Source organism: Vibrio echinoideorum, assembly GCF_024347455.1.
Classification (GTDB): Bacteria; Pseudomonadota; Gammaproteobacteria; order Enterobacterales; family Vibrionaceae; genus Vibrio; species Vibrio echinoideorum.
In genome coordinates this window covers 922,307-940,374 of sequence record NZ_AP025484.1, presented here as the reverse complement: position 1 = coordinate 940,374, position 18,068 = coordinate 922,307, and the positions used below count along the sequence as shown (strand labels likewise).

Sequence of the window (18,068 nt, the reverse complement as noted above, 5' to 3'; positions counted from 1 at the left end):
TCTTAGTGTCGCTCTTGGTATTTTGGATTAAGGGAATCTCAAAATTCGATCTTGATTCCATGAATGGGTACATGCGTCATCTTTATACGGTATAAGTGTCAGTTATGCGCCACACTGTATGAGTGCACAAGCATAATGCTGTACAACAGCAAGAGCGGTAGCAGACGATAAGAACAACGACAGGAAAAAGCGGCGGACATAAAAAAGCCGCGTGTTTGAAGTAACATGCGGCTTAATCATTAAGTTTTCGTTAAGCATTCAACCTAAATTTAGGTGCGATGAATAGCTTAGCGGATGAAAACTTCTTTGAAATCACGCTTCAAGATAGCATCACGGCGCGCTTTCTTGATTTGCTTAGCCATGTCTTTTACACAGTTATGTAAAATTTGGTCAAGCAGTTGAGCTCGGTACTCTTCTTTTTCTTCATCAGACATGCCTTCTGGAAGTTTAAGAGTAGGGAACTCCTCCATCATGTTTACGCCAGCGAAAGCTTGGCTAACAGAGATTAGAGCGTGGAATTGCTCAAAGTTGTCTAAAACATTTTGTGCGCTTGCTGGAAGGCTGCTCCAAGTTTCACGCACTGCTTCTTCAGACACCTCATGAATAGAAGTAACCATGTTGTGCATCTCTTTAGGCACTTCATCAAATTCGATAACTTGGCGAAGCTCTGGTGAGATAGTGGTTAAATCGATTTCTTGTACTTCGTTGTTTGTAGCGTCTGACATAGTATTTCTCTTTAAAAAGAAACAATGCTAAAAAGATCTGTAAAAAAGTCAATATAATATAGAGATTAGGGCATGATTTAAGCCCAAATTTGAGCTACTTTGAATATTCAACACTAGATAAAGGTGATGTGATGATAGAAAAGGGATCTTCGATGCGCATATTGCTGGTTGATGATGTTCAACTTGACCGGATGCAACTTGCTATTCGACTTAAGCAATTAGGTCATATTGTTGAAGCTGTTGGCAGCGGAAAGGAAGCCCTGAATGTTTATTCTGATTTTGATCCTGAACTCGTACTACTCGATATCAGCATGCCAGACATGGATGGTTTTGAAGTCGCTAATGAGGTTCGCAGTCGATTCCCTGAATGGGTTCCTATCATCTTTTTGAGTGGTCACGAAGAGCCCGCAATGATTGCTAAGGCGATTGATGCGGGCGGTGACGATTACCTGATTAAGCCAGTTAACAAAGTTGTTTTGAATTCCAAGCTGATCGCAATGCAGCGTATCGCGCACATGCGACGAGAATTAAAGCAGAGTACTGCCAAACTCGAAGAACTCAACATACTCCTACAGCAACAAGCCAACGAAGACGGTCTCACCAAACTGTATAATCGTCGATATATGGACACTAAGCTTGAAGAAAGTATTGCATGGCATGGAAGGCGTAATATACCCATGACAGTCATTTTATTAGATGTAGACTTCTTTAAGCCTTACAACGATAATTACGGGCATATTCAAGGGGATACCTGCTTACAAGGCCTTGCCACGACCTTAAAGCAACTCTTCGTTCGTGCGGGTGAGTATGTGGGGCGTTATGGTGGTGAAGAGTTTGTTTTGATTCTGAGTGATACCGACAGTGAAACGGCTAAGTTACAAGCTATCCGAGTCAAAGAAGCGCTGCATGAAATGAACTATGCACACGATCATTCAACAGTATCTGATAGGGTGACAGTGTCACAAGGTGTGTTGTCATTTGTACCCGGAGGTGATGAATCTACGGCCTCTATTTACGACAAGGTTGACCAGGCGCTTTATCAAGCAAAGCAAAGTGGTAGAAATACCTTTATACAGCGAACTATTTTGGAGCTTGCACGTTAGTTGGTGAGCTCTTTTAGATAATTGAATTTATACTTCTAATAGCATTGAGCTAGGAAGCCGATTTAGTGATAAAAGAAATGCCACATTCAAAGTTATGCTCTAGGGTAAATATAAACAGGGCAACCATACTTCCACTGCTTTGTTTTATCTTTCCTACAATAGGTAATGCAAACTCGTTGACAGATTCATTCAGAAAGGACATCGAGCGAACATTCGCGACGAGCGTACTGCTTAACGATACCGACGTGTTTACCTTTGGTATTAATAATTTTGATCCAAACAAAGTCTTTAGTTTAGATAACGAAGATATTGGTTCAAAAGACTCTGTAAGTCGCAGAAAAGATATTACTTCAATCAGCCTTCCGTATACGTTTGAACTACCTGAATATATTGAAGATAATCATCAAGAGATAACATTGCGTTTGTCAGCACTGCGTATTGAGAAGGACATTTCGTACGCGTCTACGGTGAAAAGCGATTTTCAAAAAGAATCAGTCATTTCTGGCTATGTAGAATTTGCGAATGTATCCCAATTAGATGAGCACTGGAGTTTCAGTTCTGCTATTGGTAACCACATATCTTATTACCGTAATGACTTCGAATATCGTTCATCATTGCTTGAGCCTATTAAAGATCAATTGGATAACGTTTATCTCAATACCGATGCATGGGCTTACATCATTGAACCTAAGATTAAATTGACCTTTGAAGACAAGAATGACTGGGGAAAATACAAGTTAAGTACTAGTTGGCATTACTTCAATGGTATAGGTTGGGGAGAGGCTAATAATGGCAACGTTGGATATCCCGAAGGTTGGTATATCGCCAATGAAGCCAAGATTTTCTATGACTTAATACGCTGGGATAAGAACATTACTTCTATGTACTCCAGTATAAGAAGAATTGATATCGGTGGTGATACCGTTGCTTCTATGGGTACAACGTCATATTACGAAGGCAGTGTAGGTTGGCTACTCAACCCAAATCTATTTAACGACTGGGTTGATAATGTTGGAATTGGGTTTACGATCAATTACGGAAGTAGTCTGAAAGGAGGGAGCTTAGTTATCTTCTTCAACCAAGATTAATCTCCCTGTCTATTACACATGGAACTTATAACTAGTGGTTCTTCTCGTCATTAAAGCATACAGTTATTAATGCTCTGTTTACTGGTTATTAGTAACTAGTTATTGATACTTAAGCTATTGAGCCTTTTAGTTATTGTTAGCTGTTAGCTGTTAGCTGTTAGCTGTTAGCTGTTAGTTGATAGCTACAGCAGCTATTGACGCTTCTAGCGACTAACACACAGCTTGTTTCGGCCTGTTTCCTTGGCTTTGTAAAGTGCATTATCAGCAAGCTTCAAAACCTCTTCAGGTTGTTTAGTAGTCGTACTATCAGACAGTCCAATACTTACCGTCACATTCACCACTTTAGTCGGATTGCTACTCTGGCCACGCTTTTTCATACCGGCTTCATGGTCATCAGGACGATCGAGAGTATTGCGAATAATCATGTCGTAATTCTGAATCTCAGAGATTAACGTCTGTAGGTGTTCTTTCGCTTGTTCAGTGCGCTTACCTTTGAAGATGATAGTGAACTCCTCACCACCGTAGCGATAGGCGCGAGCACCTCCACCAGTTTCTGTGATAAGGCGTGCGACTAACTTGAGAACATCATCACCAATATCATGGCCGTAGGTATCATTAAATTTCTTGAAGTGATCAATATCGACCATCGCCATCGAGTATTTTCGCCCTAAGTGCTTCATATCAACTTCTAAAGCGTGTCGGCCAGGAATGTTAGTCAGTTGGTCATTAAAGGCCATATCGTGGCTTGCTGACATCACATAGATGATTATCAACGTCCCAGACAAAGAAAACATAGTGCTTGAGATGTACTGCACATCAAAAAAGATGAAAGTACATGAGCCAAGCAAGATCGCGCTATAAACCACAACATCGATAGAGCGGTTATAGACCAGAACTAAAATTGCCGTTAAGCCTAATAAGCAGAGGCTATACAAAACAAGAACAAATGGCAGCTTAGAAAAATCTCTTACCGTAAACAGCACACCTTCGCTCCATGATTCGAAACCTCCGGCATGGAAGTGAGAAACGATAAGCTGTGCCCAAACCATAAACAGCACCACTACTAACGCATACAAGAACATCGACTTTGAGTTAACGCCATTGTCGGGAAATGCGTATACCAACAAACAGGTAACAGGAAGCAAGGTAGCAAGCAGAGAAAGTTCTAATAAAGTGGTGCCAGTATTGAGTGGCGTTTGCAAACGAATTTGGATGATTAGGTACGCGACAAGCATGGTAAAAGATACCATTGCCATACGACCCTGTCTGAATGTGTGACATAACAGAACGGCAACACTCAACAAAATATATGGGAGGTTGCTAGCAAACCCTAAGTTTGAACTCGTCACAAGAATGACGTTATTCATACCTACGAGTAACATTGCTAATAGAAGTAAGGGAAAGCAAAATCGAAACAAGCTCGACGTTACAAAAGAAAATGCCATTTATGTGGTGAGCCTAAGTGTACTGATGATCTTATAATTTAATTTTATACGTAGGATACGGTTAAACAAGCGATTGCCAAGCTTTTTGCGTAAATTAGAGCAAAAACATGGTCATAGGTCGCTATTGGTGCAACCACATTTATATGTATTTGAGTTGCTATTAACCATAGAACGAACTACACAGTATATATGATAAATTAATTAGTCGTTATAGATACTTAACAAAACGTAAGTCGTTAACATCAATAAGCGGTTAGTCATGGTAAGTTGTTAAGAGTAAAGAGCAACATTATTGAACACTACAAACGGAGGTGTAGTATGCAAATTAGTGTGGATGTACATAACTATATGGAAACACTCGTTGGTCATGTTTTGATTACCGAGGAATATGTGTCTAGTTATACCAACGAACAGTTAGCTGATCTTGCTTGTTTGGCGTTAGGTCAGTTAAAACCTATTTATATTCGTTTTGATATCGACTTTCTTGCTGCGCTACCAGAAGACAAATTGGTGCTCTATAAACGAAATAGTGAGATCGCGGTTAAAAATGCAGAGAGCATGATCATTGACGATCGAAGACGTGATCGTAAGGACAATATGCCGGTTATCTTTAGTCAACACAATTTTGATGATGACGTAGAATTGCAATGGTATGAAAAGCCATTGTTGAACGGCAAATAGTCGTGATAGTTTAAGGTCAGTACGATTATTTAAGGAGTAAAAACGTGGGATTCTTTTCTAGATTATTTGGTGGCAAAGAAAAAACCGAACAAAAAGTAGACATTGAGCCTGTGGAATATAAAGGATTCAATATTTACCAAGACGCCATTGCAGAATCTGGTCAGTACCGTGTTGCTGGGCGAATTGAGAAAGAGATCGACGGTGAAATCAAAACGCATCGTTTTATTCGTTCTGATGTTGTTTCAAACAAAGAAGACGCCAATGGATTGATGCTCAAAAAATCGCAGATGTTCATTGACCAAATGGGCGACAATATATTTAGCTAACCAATTAGGGTTAGAATTGATGTTGGTCATCATTTAGAGAGCTTTCAGTGTATATGCTGAAAGCTCTTTTTAGTTTTAGGGATAAAGAACAGCTAGTAGGTTGTTATTAAAAGGATTATTGGTGAGTGGTTTGACCTCTTTGTTCGAGAAGGCCATCATTTGTTGAAATGAAGTGCTTAAAACTCAACTAAATCGTTATAAGTAATAACTTTTCCTGTTCTTTGAACAAAACGCTTGAAGTATTAGTTGTCGTTAGATACAAACGAATAAGTCATTGTGCCAATAGTCAAGGAATCGCTATGCAAATTGGTGTACCAAGAGAAACACTCGCAGGTGAAACGCGAGTCGCTGCTTCACCGAAATCGGTAGAACAGCTTCTAAAATTAGGGTTTGAAGTCTGTGTTGAATCACAAGCAGGTGCGTTAGCAAGTTTTGACGATACAGCTTATGAACAAGCTGGAGCAAAAGTTGTTACCGCAGATGAAGCTTGGAAATCCGATATTATCTTTAAAGTTAACGCTCCAATCGTTGACGATACGAAAAATGAAATCGAATTACTAAAAGATGGCGCTACATTGGTCAGCTTTATTTGGCCTGCTCAAAACCCGGAATTAATGGAACAACTGTCCACTCGTAACATCAATGTGATGGCGATGGATTCTGTACCTCGTATTTCGAGAGCTCAAGCGTTAGATGCGTTAAGTTCTATGGCAAACATCGCGGGCTATCGTGCTGTTGTCGAAGCGGCGCATGAGTTTGGTCGATTCTTCACAGGTCAAATTACGGCGGCAGGTAAAGTTCCACCAGCTAAAGTATTGGTTGCCGGTGCGGGTGTTGCTGGCCTAGCGGCGATTGGCGCTGCAGGTAGTTTAGGTGCGATTGTTCGTTCATTCGACGTTCGTTCTGAAGTGAAAGAACAAGTAGAGTCTATGGGCGCTGAATTCTTGGAAGTAGATTTCAAGGAAGATACAAGCGCTGGTGATGGCTACGCAAAAGAGATGTCTGAAGCATTCAACAAGAAAGCTGAAGAACTTTACGCGGCTCAAGCGAAAGATGTCGACATCATCATTACTACGGCTCTTATCCCAGGGCGTCCTGCACCTAAACTGATTACCAAAGATATGGTAGACAGCATGAGCGCAGGTAGCGTGATTGTGGATCTTGCGGCTGCCAATGGCGGTAACTGTGAATACACGGTTGCAGACCAAGTAATCACAACCGCGAATGGTGTGAAAGTTGTCGGTTACACCGATATGGTAGGTCGATTGCCGACCCAGTCATCTCAACTGTACGCAACTAACTTGGTTAATCTACTGAAATTGCTTTGCAAAGAAAAAGACGGCAACATCAATATCGACTTTGAAGATGTTGTACTGCGTGGTGTAACAGTAGTTAAAGCAGGCGAGATAACTTGGCCAGCTCCACCAATTCAAGTGTCAGCTCAACCACAACAACAAGCTAAGCCGAAAGCGGTGAGACCTGAACCAAAAGTTCAAGAACCTGTCTCTCCAATTAAGAAAGCGGCTGGCATGGCAGTTGCCGTCGGTGCTTTTGCTTGGATAGCTTCGGTTGCTCCTGCTGCGTTCTTATCTCACTTTACCGTTTTTGTTCTCGCTTGTGTGGTGGGTTATTACGTAGTTTGGAATGTAAGCCATTCTCTGCATACTCCTTTGATGTCGGTGACGAACGCGATTTCAGGGATTATTGTGGTAGGTGCACTGTTACAAATAGGACAAGGAAGTGGCGTTGTCACGTTCTTATCATTTATTGCCGTATTAATTGCAAGTATCAATATCTTTGGTGGCTTTACCGTGACCAAACGTATGCTTGAAATGTTCCGTAAAGACTAAGGAGTAACAGATGTCTGAAGGATTAGTACAAGCAGCTTATATTGTTGCTGCTGTATTCTTTATCATGAGCTTAGCTGGATTATCGAAACAGGAATCTGCACGTGCAGGTAACTATTACGGTATTACAGGTATGGCAATCGCATTGATCGCGACGATCTTTGGCCCTCACTCAGCAGGTATTGTTTGGATCATCATTGCAATGGTGATCGGTGGTGGTATTGGCATTCACTTTGCTAAAAAAGTAGAAATGACGGAAATGCCTGAGCTGGTGGCAATTCTGCATAGCTTCGTAGGTATGGCTGCGGTACTTGTTGGTTACAACAGTTACATTGATGCCCCAGTAGCTGCAACGCATGCAGAGCATGTTATCCACTTGGTTGAAGTGTTCCTTGGTGTGTTTATTGGTGCGGTTACATTCACCGGTTCCATTGTGGCATTTGCTAAGCTACGCGGTGTTATTTCATCGTCTGCATTGAACATCCCCCATAAGCACAAGTGGAACCTAGCGGCTATCGTTGCTTCTACATTGCTAATGATTATGTTCGTTAAAGCTGATGGCAGCATGTTTGCTCTTATGCTGATGACACTTATCGCATTCGCATTCGGTTACCACCTAGTGGCATCGATTGGCGGTGCAGATATGCCAGTGGTTGTTTCAATGCTGAACTCTTACTCAGGTTGGGCAGCAGCAGCAGCAGGCTTCATGCTTGCAAACGACCTGTTGATCGTAACGGGTGCGTTGGTTGGCTCGTCAGGTGCAATTCTGTCGTACATCATGTGTAAAGCGATGAATCGGTCGTTCATTAGCGTTATCGCTGGTGGGTTTGGCCAAGAAGTCGTTGTTTCTGACAGTGATGAAGAACAGGGTGAACACCGCGAAACATCTGCTGAAGATGTGGCGGACATGCTTAAGAACTCTAAGTCAGTGATCATCACTCCAGGGTACGGCATGGCAGTAGCTCAAGCTCAATACCCAGTGCATGAAATCACTGAAAAACTAAGAGCGCAAGGTATCAACGTTCGTTTTGGTATCCACCCAGTTGCGGGTCGATTACCGGGTCACATGAACGTACTCCTCGCTGAAGCAAAAGTACCATACGATATCGTTCTTGAAATGGACGAGCTCAATGATGACTTCAATGAGACAGATACTGTATTGGTTATTGGTGCAAATGACACCGTGAACCCAGCAGCATTAGAAGATCCAAACAGCCCAATTGCAGGAATGCCAGTGTTGGAAGTTTGGAATGCTCAAAACGTTGTCGTGTTCAAACGCTCTATGAACACGGGTTATGCAGGTGTGCAAAACCCATTGTTCTTTAAAGATAACACGCAGATGCTGTTTGGTGATGCTAAACAGAGTTGCTTGGGTATCTTAGAGCATCTATAAAGGCTAAACACCTTGCAATACTGAGGAGCTCATTTGAGCTCCTTTTTTTGTTTTTGAAGCGCTTGTTTATCTATTAAGTGCCATTGCTTATCTCTCTAGAGATCCAGTTTACCTATCTGGGGCCCAGAGCTACTATTTGTAGGTTAGGGACAAATGTATCCGTTATATTTTCCAGAATCCAACAGCGCAATCGTTGTCACTGGTAATCAACACTATTTTTCATGCGGTTAAAAATTTATCTTTGATAGGGAATGGTATATATTTGATTGATCTATATGAATTTGCGTTGGTTTGTGATCATCAAAAGAACATTTACTCTTCTTATTGCTACGTTATCGGTCTCAGTAAACGCGTTTGCTGATTCTCTGCCTGAGCGTATCGATAACTTTACCAAACTCTTTGATCATGAAACGGCGGTTGAATCTTATGATATTCGACTGCTTCAAGCTGATTATCCGACTCGTTTGATCATGCCGTCTTCGATGCTGCCACAAACAGCAGAATATCCATTAAAAGACATCCAACGCTTATACCAGTTATCAAAAACCTGTAGCGGAAAATTACCATTAAGTCCTTTAATAACAGAGCCTTTGGTTTTTACGCGAGCACTATGTAAAGGAACCAAGCTTTCCGATCGTTGGTTTAGCCGTAGTGGTTTGATTCATCCGGGTGGTGGTTCATATGCTGCAAGATACGTTGAGAAGTACCCAGACAAGTTCGACTCTTTAAAGCGTTTTATGCATATCCAAGAGCGCCCAAATACTGAGCATGACGAACTGCTCTCTCGTTTACAACAAATGGACAATGAAGCCATCACGGCGCTGCTAGCCGGTGCGAGTATGTTTGTTGAACTAGATGAAATGTGGGTTAAACGCGGCGATCGATACTATTTGTATAAAGAGCCAGTTTGGAACGAAAACGCGACACTTGCCGGCTTATCGTTCAGCTTATCGTCAGAAGGTAACAGTTGTTTTGTCCAACGCGGTAACGTTTGTTGGGAGATAGAAGATCATTCCGAGCTTCTTCAAATCGCCATGTTTATCTTGGTGATAGCTAACATCTTGCTTGTCTTAGGTTGGGCGGTTTACCGTTGGAATAGTAAGAAGCAAGAGATGAAAAGCCGCATGCTGGTGCTTCAAATCTTAACGCATGAACTAAGAACACCGATTGCAAGTTTGTCACTGACTGTTGAAGGCTTTAGACGTGAGTTCGAACAGCTACCGGAAACGGTATATGATGAGTTTCGTAGATTATGTGAAGACACTCGCCGTTTAAGACAACTAGCAGAAGCGAGTAAAGACTATTTGCAGTCGGATAACCAACCATTAGCGACAGAGTGGGTACCAAGCGTAGAAGAGTGGCTGCAATACAAAGTTGAAGAAGATTTCGCACCAGGAATTGAACTGCGTGTGAATAAAGACATTGCTGCAAAAGTGAACGTATATTGGTTAGGAACGTGTATCGACAACCTAATCAGAAATGCCGTGAAATACGGTGTTGCTCCAGTGATACTAGAACTGAATACTTCTGACAAGAAGCTGACATTCAAAGTTATAGATAATGGAGACTTATCCCGCAAAGATTGGGGACAACTAAGAAAGCCATTCGTAAGTAAGAGTGGACTCGGTTTAGGTCTGACGATAGTGGAATCTATGGTCGGAAAAATGGGCGGTCACATGACGCTTATAGGCCCCCCAACAACATTTATTTTGGAGATACCTTGTGAAACAGACATTGCTTCTCGTTGAAGATGATAAAAATTTAGCTGACGGTTTATTAGTTAGCCTTGAGCAAGCTGGATATGAATGTTTGCATGCAGAGCTGATCTCTGAAGTTGAAGGCTATTGGGAGCAAGCGGATCTAGTCATTCTAGATCGTCAACTTCCTGATGGTGACTCAGTAGATTCACTTCCAAGCTGGAAGAAAAAGAAAGATATCCCGGTTATTTTGCTGACGGCTCTCGTAACAGTAAAAGATAAAGTAGCGGGCCTAGATTCAGGTGCGAACGATTATCTCACTAAGCCATTTGCAGAGGCTGAACTTTTTGCTCGAATTCGTGCTCAACTTCGCCTACCGGATTCTGAAGGGCAAGATGCATCAAAAGTTATGGCTCAAAATCTTGTCATAGATAAAGCGACACGTGAAGTGTTTTTCAATGAACTAGAAGTCACGCTAACACGTACTGAATTCGATTTATTATTGTTCTTGGCAAGCAACCTCGGCCGCGTATTCACTCGTGATGAACTGCTTGACCACGTTTGGGGTTACAACCACTTCCCAACAACACGTACTGTAGATACTCACGTACTACAATTAAGACAGAAGCTTCCAGGTCTAGAAATCGAAACGCTGCGCGGCGTCGGTTATAAGATGAAAGCGTAATGAAAAAAGCCTTACTTCCACTACTAATGCTGTCGAGCGTTTTCAATACCGCGCACGCCGCAGATTGGTTTAAGAGTAGCGATGCTCTAACCCAAGTTCATAAACATCTATTGGATAACGATTTATCTCAGATGTTTGATTCATTAGTGGAAGTTTGGCAAATTAACTCTTCTCAGTCTCGAGAAGATCACCTCAATGAACTGTTCCATCAAGCATTGAACAAAGATTGCGGTAAAACCCTCACCAAAAAGACCTTACCGGATTGGATCAGCTCAGTGGTTGTCAAAAGACACATCATTCAGAGCCCAGGCCGAGATACTTTCCGCGTCGCGATTGATGTTGAGTCTAAAAACAACATTCAAGATATCACCTTTGAAAAGTGGGTCGATAAGGTCGTTTCGTCTGATAGTGAATTCTCTAAAGACGATGAACTCGTCAACAACACCTCTGCTAGCCTTTACCATAAGCGTTACAATTTGACGTCTCAGCTTGATTCGGGTTTATATCGCTTAAATGTTAAAAGTGATGGGGGTAACTCTTGGAGTACTTGGATTATCCTTGGTGAGATCGTCATGCGTCAGCAAGTTCGTTGGGCGTCAAAAGATACATGGCTAATTGATAAAAAAGAACTGCTTAATCCTTATTGTCCACTGCCTAAATTAGAAGTTGGTTTGTACGATTATATAGACGAACACTATGAAAAGGTGTGGGGTAAGAGCTATGAATCTGATTATCCGATGAGTTTGACGGGTGAAGAATTGCCTAATGATCGTTATGTATTAGCCGTTTCAATGGTGCATTCACGTTGGCAAGGTGACATAGCGATAGAACAAGCACAAACTATCAGTAAAACTTATGATATTTCTAGCGAAGAAGAGTTAAAGTAATTTAAAATTGTGCCGTTAACTATGTAAGGGATCTAACAAAGATAAACGGCATGAAAAAAACTAATAAACTACTCGCAGCGTCAATTGCATTCGCCAGTCTTCCTCTTTCAGCAGCAAACTACGCCATTGAAGCGCGTGGCGATGCGATGGGCGGTGTTGGTGTTGTTTCAGCAAACTTCCTAACCGCTCCATTCTATAACCCAGCATTGGTAGCTATTTATCGTCGTAACGATGATATGGGCATGATCACGCCAAGTTTTGGCGGTAGTTATAATGACCCTAACGATATGAAATCGAACATCGATAGTGTTGTTGATGCATCAAATACCGCTGAGTTAGATGCTGCTCTTAATAAACTAGACGGCAACCAAGCCAATGTTGAACTGGGTGGCGTTGTAGCCTTTGCTCTTCCTAATCAATTTATCGCGGCAAACCTTTTCGCTAAAGCCTACACAGAATCATTCGCGACACCTAATGTTTACACGACAGGTTCGGATGAAGATAAAGTTGAGCTGTCTACCGTTGAAGCAGTTTCAATCGGCGTAACAGAAGTAGGGATTTCTCTAGCAAAATACCAAACCTTTATGGGCCAACATATTTCATTTGGTATCACACCGAAGATCCAACGTATTTACACATACAACTACGTTGCGTCGGTTAATGATTACGACTTGTCTGACGTTAGAGAGAACAGTGATGGTGAGACGGCATTCAACATGGATGCTGGTGCGCTTTGGTTCTTCGGCCCATTCCGAGTGGGTATTGCGGCAACTAACTTGATCTCTAGAGACATCGAAACCAAAGATACGACTAAAACGTTAAACAGCAGTACAAGTAGTGCTACACATCAAGTTGGCGGTAAATACACTTATCAACTTGAACCAGTTTACACTGTGGGTGCTGGTATCGTGTCTGACTACTTTACGTTCAGTGTCGATTACGATTTGAATGAGACTGAGAAGTTTACTTCGTTTGCTGATAACGAACAGATGATTCGTGTTGGTACCGAAGTCGATCTTCTACGTCAGCTTAAGTTAAGGGGAGGGTACTACAAGAACCTGGCTTACTCTGATTCAGAAGGAACAGTCACAGCCGGTATTGGTATCTCGCCACTCAACCTGTTCCAGTTAGATCTAAGTGCGAACTACACAAACGAAAATGCAATGGGTGCTTCAATCAATTTCCTTGCTAGTTACTAACAGTCCTTATATAGTTCTGCTCCTAAATAAAGGAGCAGAGCATGCTAAACGACTTACCAACCCTTTCTCACGAAGAACAACAGAAAGCTGTTGAACGAATTCAAGAAATGATGACCCAGGGCATCAGCACAGGACAAGCCATCAAAATTGTTGCTGAGCAAATTCGTGAAGAAATGAGTAATAAAGAAGAGTAGGGCATCAGCCCTTCTTTTTTAACGCCTTAGTGCACTATAACTAAATATATTACCCTCTAGTATATTATCTCGTACATCCGAACTCTTTAGTTACCCTAGATCCCGATCTACCCAAAACCCTTAAATGCCTTTTATTCAGTAAGTTACGTCGGAGTAATCCACTTTTCAGGCTTTCCTTGGCTTTGGGTTGTAATTAAATTACAACTAAATCTGAAAGTAAAACAATCGCCACTTTAGGTGTCAGCATTTATGCCACCAAGTCTAAGTGATTAAATATTTTGCGTTTTTTAATGCTAGTGACGTTGTGACTTCTATTTTTAGCGGATACGAGTGCATGAATGTTCAGAAGAAGACAAATGAGGATTTCATCTAAGAACAGTGCGAGATAAGTAACGATGGTAATATTCAAAACCGATACCGCGAGTGACTAACCACTGGTTAGAGCACGCTTTACTAGCCAAATATGTGCACTTTAAAACAAGTGCTTAGGAAGCTTAGAGGCGTACGGAAGAGCTGTTTATAGAGCGATTCAGGAACGATACGTATCAACCTGAGAATGCTATTGATTGCGTTATTACAGATGGTTTTCTAGCAAACGGTGTTATAGCAGATGGCGAGAGTGCGCTTATAGGCATACGAATCGATTTGAGTTCTGATGAGACAGCAAAGCTTATGGGCTTGTTTGGTCAGCACTTAAGAATCTAACGGGTGCTTAAGTGGAGAGTAGATATCGACAGGGTGTTGATTACGTGTTGATTGAGTATAGGCAGAGCGTTGAATGTGTAACTGCAGTCCAGTTTAGCGAGCCTTAATAAAATGTAGCGACTTGGTTTCGTCCGTTGTCTTTCGCTTGGTAGAGTGCTTTGTCTGCACGTTTGATGGCTGTACGTATCGATTCATGCTCCTTGAGCTGCGTTACTCCAGTCGAAACGGTTACTTTAAGCGCTTTAGGCCAAAGGCTTTGGTCCATTGCTAGGTAAAGATTACCGATAGATTCGTTACACTGTAGCGCAGTTTGCTCGAGGCAAACGAGTAGAAACTCCTCACCACCCCAGCGATAAAGCAAGTACTGCTCACCAAGGCTCTCGTTCGCCGTTGCGACAAACTGAATAAGTACTTTGTCACCCACTTCATGGCCATGTTGATCGTTGATCTGCTTAAAATGGTCTAAATCAAACAACGCGATGTGAATGGTTTTTCCTTGTTGCGCAAGGCGTCCTCAATTCCATCTTTTGACTTGCGTAATGAAGCAACGTTCCTGCCCTTAGTTTCTGTTTGGGTTCTTGCCCATTATCGTACGGAAAGAGATAGGTGATAGCAGGGTGACTGCCAAATAAAAAACAGAAAGGAATATGTCGTTTTTATTGTTATTTGGTCAATAAGTGCGGTTTTACGGGGATAATAATTTAACTGTGTATTTATACAGTAATTTGAAGTGTTTGGTTTTAGACTTCTAATTCACTAGTTAGTACCCATATTAGTTGCAGTGTCACTTTATAAGTACGTCAGTATGCATAACCTTTGAATCCACAAGAAATTCAGTTCGTAATTAATAATACCTATTGCGAAAATTTTAAGTTCATGCGTCGTATAGTCTTTATATATTTACTTAGTCGGAATTCATTAGAAATGACTAGTTCGACGACCGCTACGGAATCGTAACAGGTTATCTTAACGCTATAGCCGCTTAGTGTTCATCAAGCTCCAAATTAGGGCTATTAGCCAGCCAGTACCAAAGAAAAGACTACCAACTATGTTTAGTGTTGCTATTGCAGTCTTATGTGGGTGGTCTTTTCGTCTTGAGATGGTTGTCGGTAGTAGAAAAATGTAAATCGTGATGCCAAATGCAATCACATAGAATATAAGTTCCACGATGTTACCTTGTTTGAAAAATTTTCATTAGTAGATGATCTTAGAATGACCAGCCGAGGGATAGGCCAGTCCATTTTATGTCTACAGTAGTTAAACCCATTACGTCAACGTTTTGCTTCTGTAAGCTAGCGTCAAGGTACAAGCCATGCTTTCCTATATAGCGTACTCCTAGACCACGGCTGATACCGAAATCCGAAATGTCTACATTTCCATAATCTTCCTTGTAAGAACCAAGACCAAGTTTTATGTAAGGAACGATTTTGTAATCACTTTCAAACCACAACGATACCACATCAAATCCAGCATTGAAGTTTAAGTCAACTAACGTTGCGTCGTAATAAGTGTTGGTTGACTTGTTATAGCTAAATTCACCGCCAAGCAAAATTCCGCCGTTAGATATTTGGTTCGTATAACCGATCTTAATACCATTGTATTCTGAGTACTTATCATCTAACGCTTGGTAACCTACATAAACTCTGTCGTATGATGTATTTTGATCGAGTGTGGTTTCATTGGAGTAGGCCGACAATGATGAAAAGATGCCGAATGTCAAAGGGACAAGTATTTTAGAACGATTTTTCATTAATTATGATAACCAATTTGATTTGTTTGAATAGCGTAAACTAGCGGTTTTCTGCTTGGCTAGAAGAGAGGCGGCACATATTACTTAGAGTTGATATATCATACAAATCGTTTTGATCATGCTTGAACTTCGGCATTTCCGCAGGGTTCAGTTTGAGCACTAACATCAATAGTCAACATGTCAATGCCATTTTAAAATGTCCTCATATGCCCCAAACATAAACTTTAGAGCGAGATTTAACGAGGCTGATAGACCCGAGGTTTGCGTTGTGAATGTGGAAGCCACAGTCCGTCGGCGATCATCCATTGACGTAAAGTTTCGTTTGATATGGGCAAGTTGTGCAGCTCAGATAACTTTTCTTGAGCGAGTGTTGGTGAGAAGTCGCTGTAGTTTTCACGGACAAGGCTTAGCACCGAGTTTCGATAACCACTTGAATAACGATGATTGCTAGGCTTACCGCGAGCGCGATGAGCCAATCCGCTCGCACCGTATTTACGAAGTCGGTTCATCAGGCGTTGGATGTGACGGACACTCAAGCTGAGGATCTCGGCAGCATCGGCCCGACGTATCCGTCGCTGACACACATCTTCAATTACTTTAAAACGATTGATCTCTGAATCACTCATAGTCACCAGCATGTTGTTATGTCCATAGCGTTTACCAATATCAATTAAGCCTAGTGGTGATGAGCTAAAGGGACATTTTAACTTTGGAAAATAGTGACATTACAACTTTGCGCTTACACTCTTTGTCAATCCCGTTTTAAAATGTCCTCATTTGTCCCAAATAGAAATGTCCCGTTGTTAGGTCTTTCGACTGGAGGTTTTGAATGGTTCGGTGAGCACTGGGTTGATGGCTCGAGGGGCTGTTTGAAGGGCTCTTTGTTGTGCACGGCGCTTGGGCGCTTTCTTACTGCGGGTTCGTTGCTGTTGTTGTTCGAATTCTTCTTGTTGTTGCTGAGCAAATTTTAAAACTTGGCCGAGGCGTTTGTTGTCGACGATTTGGGTTTGTTGAACGTGCTCGAGTTTGTCGAAGGTTTTGAATTCGAGTTTTCGATGCCCGTATTGGATGGCGATTTCACCGTTTGGGTAGTCGAGTACCTTGACATGTTCGTGCGCTAGTCGGCTGTTTTCTTCAGTAGGTTCAATGAGATAAATCACTTTATCGTATTGAAATGTCAGCGACTTTGAGAGCTTGCGGGTTTCTTGCCAACTGAAAATATCGTCGAGTTCTTGCTTGGACTCTCGAACCGGACGATGCATGTTTTTTGGGTATTGAGCGGGCTTAGCAAAGCGATGGTTAAAATCGGCGATGAAGTAGGGAAGCCAGGCGTTGGCTTGTTCGATGGTGTCGATACCTTGTAAGCGCATCTCTTTAACCAGTCGGTCTTGCAGCGTGAGGTTGGCTCGCTCAACGCGGCCTTTGGCTTGGGAGCTGTTGGCACAGATGAGTTCTATCGCCAGTTCTTTCAACACGCGCCCGTATTGAGTTTGGCCAACTTGTTTGTGTTTCTCCTGATTCACTCGAAAAATAGAGTGCTTGTCACTGTAAAATGCGATGGGCTTACCGTGCTCATTGAGGTATTCACGCGTGGTCATCATGTAGTCAAACGCGGATTCTGTCTCGCTGAATCTTAGGTTCATCAGACGGCTAGTCGCATCATCAATGAACACCAATAGGCAGCATTTGTCACAGCGGCCTTCAAACCAGTCATGATGGGAGCCGTCAATTTGGATAAGTTCACCCAAGCAATCACGACGGTAACGAGGCTGATAGACCCGAGGTTTGCGTTGTGAATGTGGAAGCCACAGTCCGTCGGCGATCATCCATTGACGTAAAGTTTCGTTTGATATGGGCAAGTTGTGCAGCTCAGATAACTTTTCTTGAGCGAGTGTTGGTGAGAAGTCGCTGTAGTTTTCACGGACAAGGCTTAGCACCGAGTTTCGATAACCACTTGAATAACGATGATTGCTAGGCTTACCGCGAGCGCGATGAGCCAATCCGTTCGCACCGTATTTACGAAGTCGGTTCATCAGGCGTTGGATGTGACGGACACTCAAGCTGAGGATCTCGGCAGCATCGGCCCGACGTATCCGTCGCTGACACACATCTTCAATTACTTTAAAACGATTGATCTCTGAATCACTCATAGTCACCAGCATGTTGTTATGTCCATAGCGTTTACCAATATCAATTAAGCCTAGTGGTGATGAGCTAAAGGGACATTTTAACTTTGGAAAATAGTGACATTACAACTTTGCGCTTACACTCTTAGTGCGTATTATGTACGTTATGTTAAATTGGTTTTGGTGTTTATAAGGCAGGTATCTCTATGTGATGCCC

Annotated in this window: 17 protein-coding genes and 1 pseudogene; 11 read left to right on the top strand and 7 right to left on the bottom strand. The window is 42.0% G+C overall.

Annotated elements, in window-relative coordinates:
- Positions 1-287 precede the first annotated feature (287 nt).
- Entirely contained in the window at positions 288-725 is a 438-nt protein-coding gene (locus OCV36_RS20380) for a DUF3069 domain-containing protein (protein ID WP_004731036.1), read from the bottom strand.
- A 152-nt stretch (positions 726-877) separates the two neighbouring features.
- Between OCV36_RS20380 and OCV36_RS20375 the strand changes: the two genes are divergently transcribed.
- Together OCV36_RS20375 and OCV36_RS20370 are read left to right on the top strand one after the other, a co-directional pair.
- On the top strand, positions 878-1,828 hold the full coding sequence (locus OCV36_RS20375) for a GGDEF domain-containing response regulator (RefSeq protein ID WP_029224847.1): 951 nt from the start codon (positions 878-880) through the stop codon (positions 1,826-1,828).
- Positions 1,829-1,905: 77 nt separating this feature from the next.
- The gene (locus tag OCV36_RS20370; protein WP_135458687.1) at positions 1,906-2,916 is read left to right on the top strand and encodes a Solitary outer membrane autotransporter beta-barrel domain; all 1,011 of its coding nucleotides are present in this window, start codon (positions 1,906-1,908) and stop codon (positions 2,914-2,916) included.
- Between the two features lie 203 nt (positions 2,917-3,119).
- Here OCV36_RS20370 and OCV36_RS20365 read toward each other — a convergent pair whose 3' ends face one another.
- Positions 3,120-4,361, bottom strand: a complete 1,242-nt coding sequence (locus OCV36_RS20365; RefSeq protein ID WP_135458689.1) for a GGDEF domain-containing protein — start codon at positions 4,359-4,361, stop codon at positions 3,120-3,122.
- Positions 4,362-4,679: 318 nt separating this feature from the next.
- Between OCV36_RS20365 and OCV36_RS20360 the strand changes: the two genes are divergently transcribed.
- The 9 genes from OCV36_RS20360 to OCV36_RS20320 all read left to right on the top strand — a co-directional run bounded on the left by OCV36_RS20360 (position 4,680) and on the right by OCV36_RS20320 (position 13,270).
- Complete coding sequence (locus OCV36_RS20360; RefSeq protein WP_135458691.1) at positions 4,680-5,042, top strand: late competence development ComFB family protein; 363 nt, start codon at positions 4,680-4,682, stop codon at positions 5,040-5,042.
- Positions 5,043-5,086: 44 nt separating this feature from the next.
- The gene (locus tag OCV36_RS20355) at positions 5,087-5,368 is read left to right on the top strand and encodes an HlyU family transcriptional regulator (protein ID WP_017073506.1); all 282 of its coding nucleotides are present in this window, start codon (positions 5,087-5,089) and stop codon (positions 5,366-5,368) included.
- Positions 5,369-5,667: 299 nt separating this feature from the next.
- Positions 5,668-7,218, top strand: coding sequence for a Re/Si-specific NAD(P)(+) transhydrogenase subunit alpha (gene pntA, locus OCV36_RS20350; protein WP_135458693.1), 1,551 nt, complete (start codon positions 5,668-5,670; stop codon positions 7,216-7,218).
- Positions 7,219-7,228: 10 nt separating this feature from the next.
- A complete protein-coding gene (pntB, locus tag OCV36_RS20345; RefSeq protein WP_135458695.1) occupies positions 7,229-8,608 on the top strand; it encodes a Re/Si-specific NAD(P)(+) transhydrogenase subunit beta in 1,380 nt (459 codons plus the stop codon).
- Positions 8,609-8,883: 275 nt separating this feature from the next.
- A complete protein-coding gene (gene vxrA, locus OCV36_RS20340) occupies positions 8,884-10,356 on the top strand; it encodes a sensor histidine kinase VxrA (RefSeq protein ID WP_017073509.1) in 1,473 nt (490 codons plus the stop codon).
- Complete coding sequence (gene vxrB / locus OCV36_RS20335) at positions 10,331-10,990, top strand: response regulator transcription factor VxrB (protein ID WP_017073510.1); 660 nt, start codon at positions 10,331-10,333, stop codon at positions 10,988-10,990. The genes vxrA and vxrB overlap by 26 nt, the downstream gene beginning before the upstream one ends.
- A complete protein-coding gene (locus OCV36_RS20330) occupies positions 10,990-11,877 on the top strand; it encodes a DUF2861 family protein (protein ID WP_135458697.1) in 888 nt (295 codons plus the stop codon). Before vxrB ends, OCV36_RS20330 begins: the two co-directional genes overlap by 1 nt.
- Positions 11,878-11,927: 50 nt before the next feature.
- The gene (locus tag OCV36_RS20325) at positions 11,928-13,076 is read left to right on the top strand and encodes a conjugal transfer protein TraF (RefSeq protein WP_135458699.1); all 1,149 of its coding nucleotides are present in this window, start codon (positions 11,928-11,930) and stop codon (positions 13,074-13,076) included.
- 41 nt (positions 13,077-13,117) lie between these two features.
- Positions 13,118-13,270 carry a YoaH family protein gene (locus OCV36_RS20320; RefSeq protein ID WP_017073513.1) on the top strand — a complete coding sequence of 51 codons (153 nt, stop codon included), beginning with the start codon at positions 13,118-13,120 and terminating at the stop codon, positions 13,268-13,270.
- An 808-nt stretch (positions 13,271-14,078) separates the two neighbouring features.
- Here OCV36_RS20320 and OCV36_RS20315 read toward each other — a convergent pair.
- The 5 genes and pseudogenes from OCV36_RS20315 to OCV36_RS20300 form a co-directional block, all read right to left on the bottom strand.
- Positions 14,079-14,483: pseudogene (locus tag OCV36_RS20315) on the bottom strand (GGDEF domain-containing protein); the annotation flags it as partial.
- A 464-nt stretch (positions 14,484-14,947) separates the two neighbouring features.
- The gene (locus tag OCV36_RS25560; RefSeq protein ID WP_390903452.1) at positions 14,948-15,124 is read right to left on the bottom strand and encodes a superinfection immunity protein; all 177 of its coding nucleotides are present in this window, start codon (positions 15,122-15,124) and stop codon (positions 14,948-14,950) included.
- A 58-nt stretch (positions 15,125-15,182) separates the two neighbouring features.
- Positions 15,183-15,725, bottom strand: a complete 543-nt coding sequence (locus OCV36_RS20310; RefSeq protein ID WP_135458701.1) for a hypothetical protein — start codon at positions 15,723-15,725, stop codon at positions 15,183-15,185.
- Positions 15,726-15,961: 236 nt separating this feature from the next.
- Positions 15,962-16,363, bottom strand: coding sequence for a helix-turn-helix domain-containing protein (locus tag OCV36_RS20305; protein WP_245300942.1), 402 nt, complete (start codon positions 16,361-16,363; stop codon positions 15,962-15,964).
- 165 nt (positions 16,364-16,528) lie between these two features.
- Positions 16,529-17,875 carry an ISNCY family transposase gene (locus tag OCV36_RS20300; protein WP_261887534.1) on the bottom strand — a complete coding sequence of 449 codons (1,347 nt, stop codon included), beginning with the start codon at positions 17,873-17,875 and terminating at the stop codon, positions 16,529-16,531.
- Positions 17,876-18,068: the final 193 nt, after the last annotated feature.

Excerpts from the sequence above, each read along its gene's own strand:
- OCV36_RS20330 (WP_135458697.1), top strand. The coding sequence starts at position 10,990 with ATGAAAAAAGCCTTACTTCCACTACTAATGCTGTCGAGCGTTTTCAAT.
- OCV36_RS20320 (WP_017073513.1), top strand. The coding sequence starts at position 13,118 with ATGCTAAACGACTTACCAACCCTTTCTCACGAAGAACAACAGAAAGCT.
- OCV36_RS20305 (WP_245300942.1), bottom strand. The coding sequence starts at position 16,363 with ATGCTGGTGACTATGAGTGATTCAGAGATCAATCGTTTTAAAGTAATT.
- OCV36_RS20310 (WP_135458701.1), bottom strand. The coding sequence starts at position 15,725 with ATGAAAAATCGTTCTAAAATACTTGTCCCTTTGACATTCGGCATCTTT.
- OCV36_RS20365 (WP_135458689.1), bottom strand. The coding sequence starts at position 4,361 with ATGGCATTTTCTTTTGTAACGTCGAGCTTGTTTCGATTTTGCTTTCCC.
- OCV36_RS20370 (WP_135458687.1), top strand. The coding sequence starts at position 1,906 with ATGCCACATTCAAAGTTATGCTCTAGGGTAAATATAAACAGGGCAACC.
- pntB (WP_135458695.1), top strand. The coding sequence starts at position 7,229 with ATGTCTGAAGGATTAGTACAAGCAGCTTATATTGTTGCTGCTGTATTC.
- vxrA (WP_017073509.1), top strand. The coding sequence starts at position 8,884 with ATGAATTTGCGTTGGTTTGTGATCATCAAAAGAACATTTACTCTTCTT.
- pntA (WP_135458693.1), top strand. The coding sequence starts at position 5,668 with ATGCAAATTGGTGTACCAAGAGAAACACTCGCAGGTGAAACGCGAGTC.
- OCV36_RS20380 (WP_004731036.1), bottom strand. The coding sequence starts at position 725 with ATGTCAGACGCTACAAACAACGAAGTACAAGAAATCGATTTAACCACT.
- OCV36_RS20375 (WP_029224847.1), top strand. The coding sequence starts at position 878 with ATGCGCATATTGCTGGTTGATGATGTTCAACTTGACCGGATGCAACTT.
- OCV36_RS20300 (WP_261887534.1), bottom strand. The coding sequence starts at position 17,875 with ATGAGTGATTCAGAGATCAATCGTTTTAAAGTAATTGAAGATGTGTGT.
- OCV36_RS20360 (WP_135458691.1), top strand. The coding sequence starts at position 4,680 with ATGCAAATTAGTGTGGATGTACATAACTATATGGAAACACTCGTTGGT.
- OCV36_RS20325 (WP_135458699.1), top strand. The coding sequence starts at position 11,928 with ATGAAAAAAACTAATAAACTACTCGCAGCGTCAATTGCATTCGCCAGT.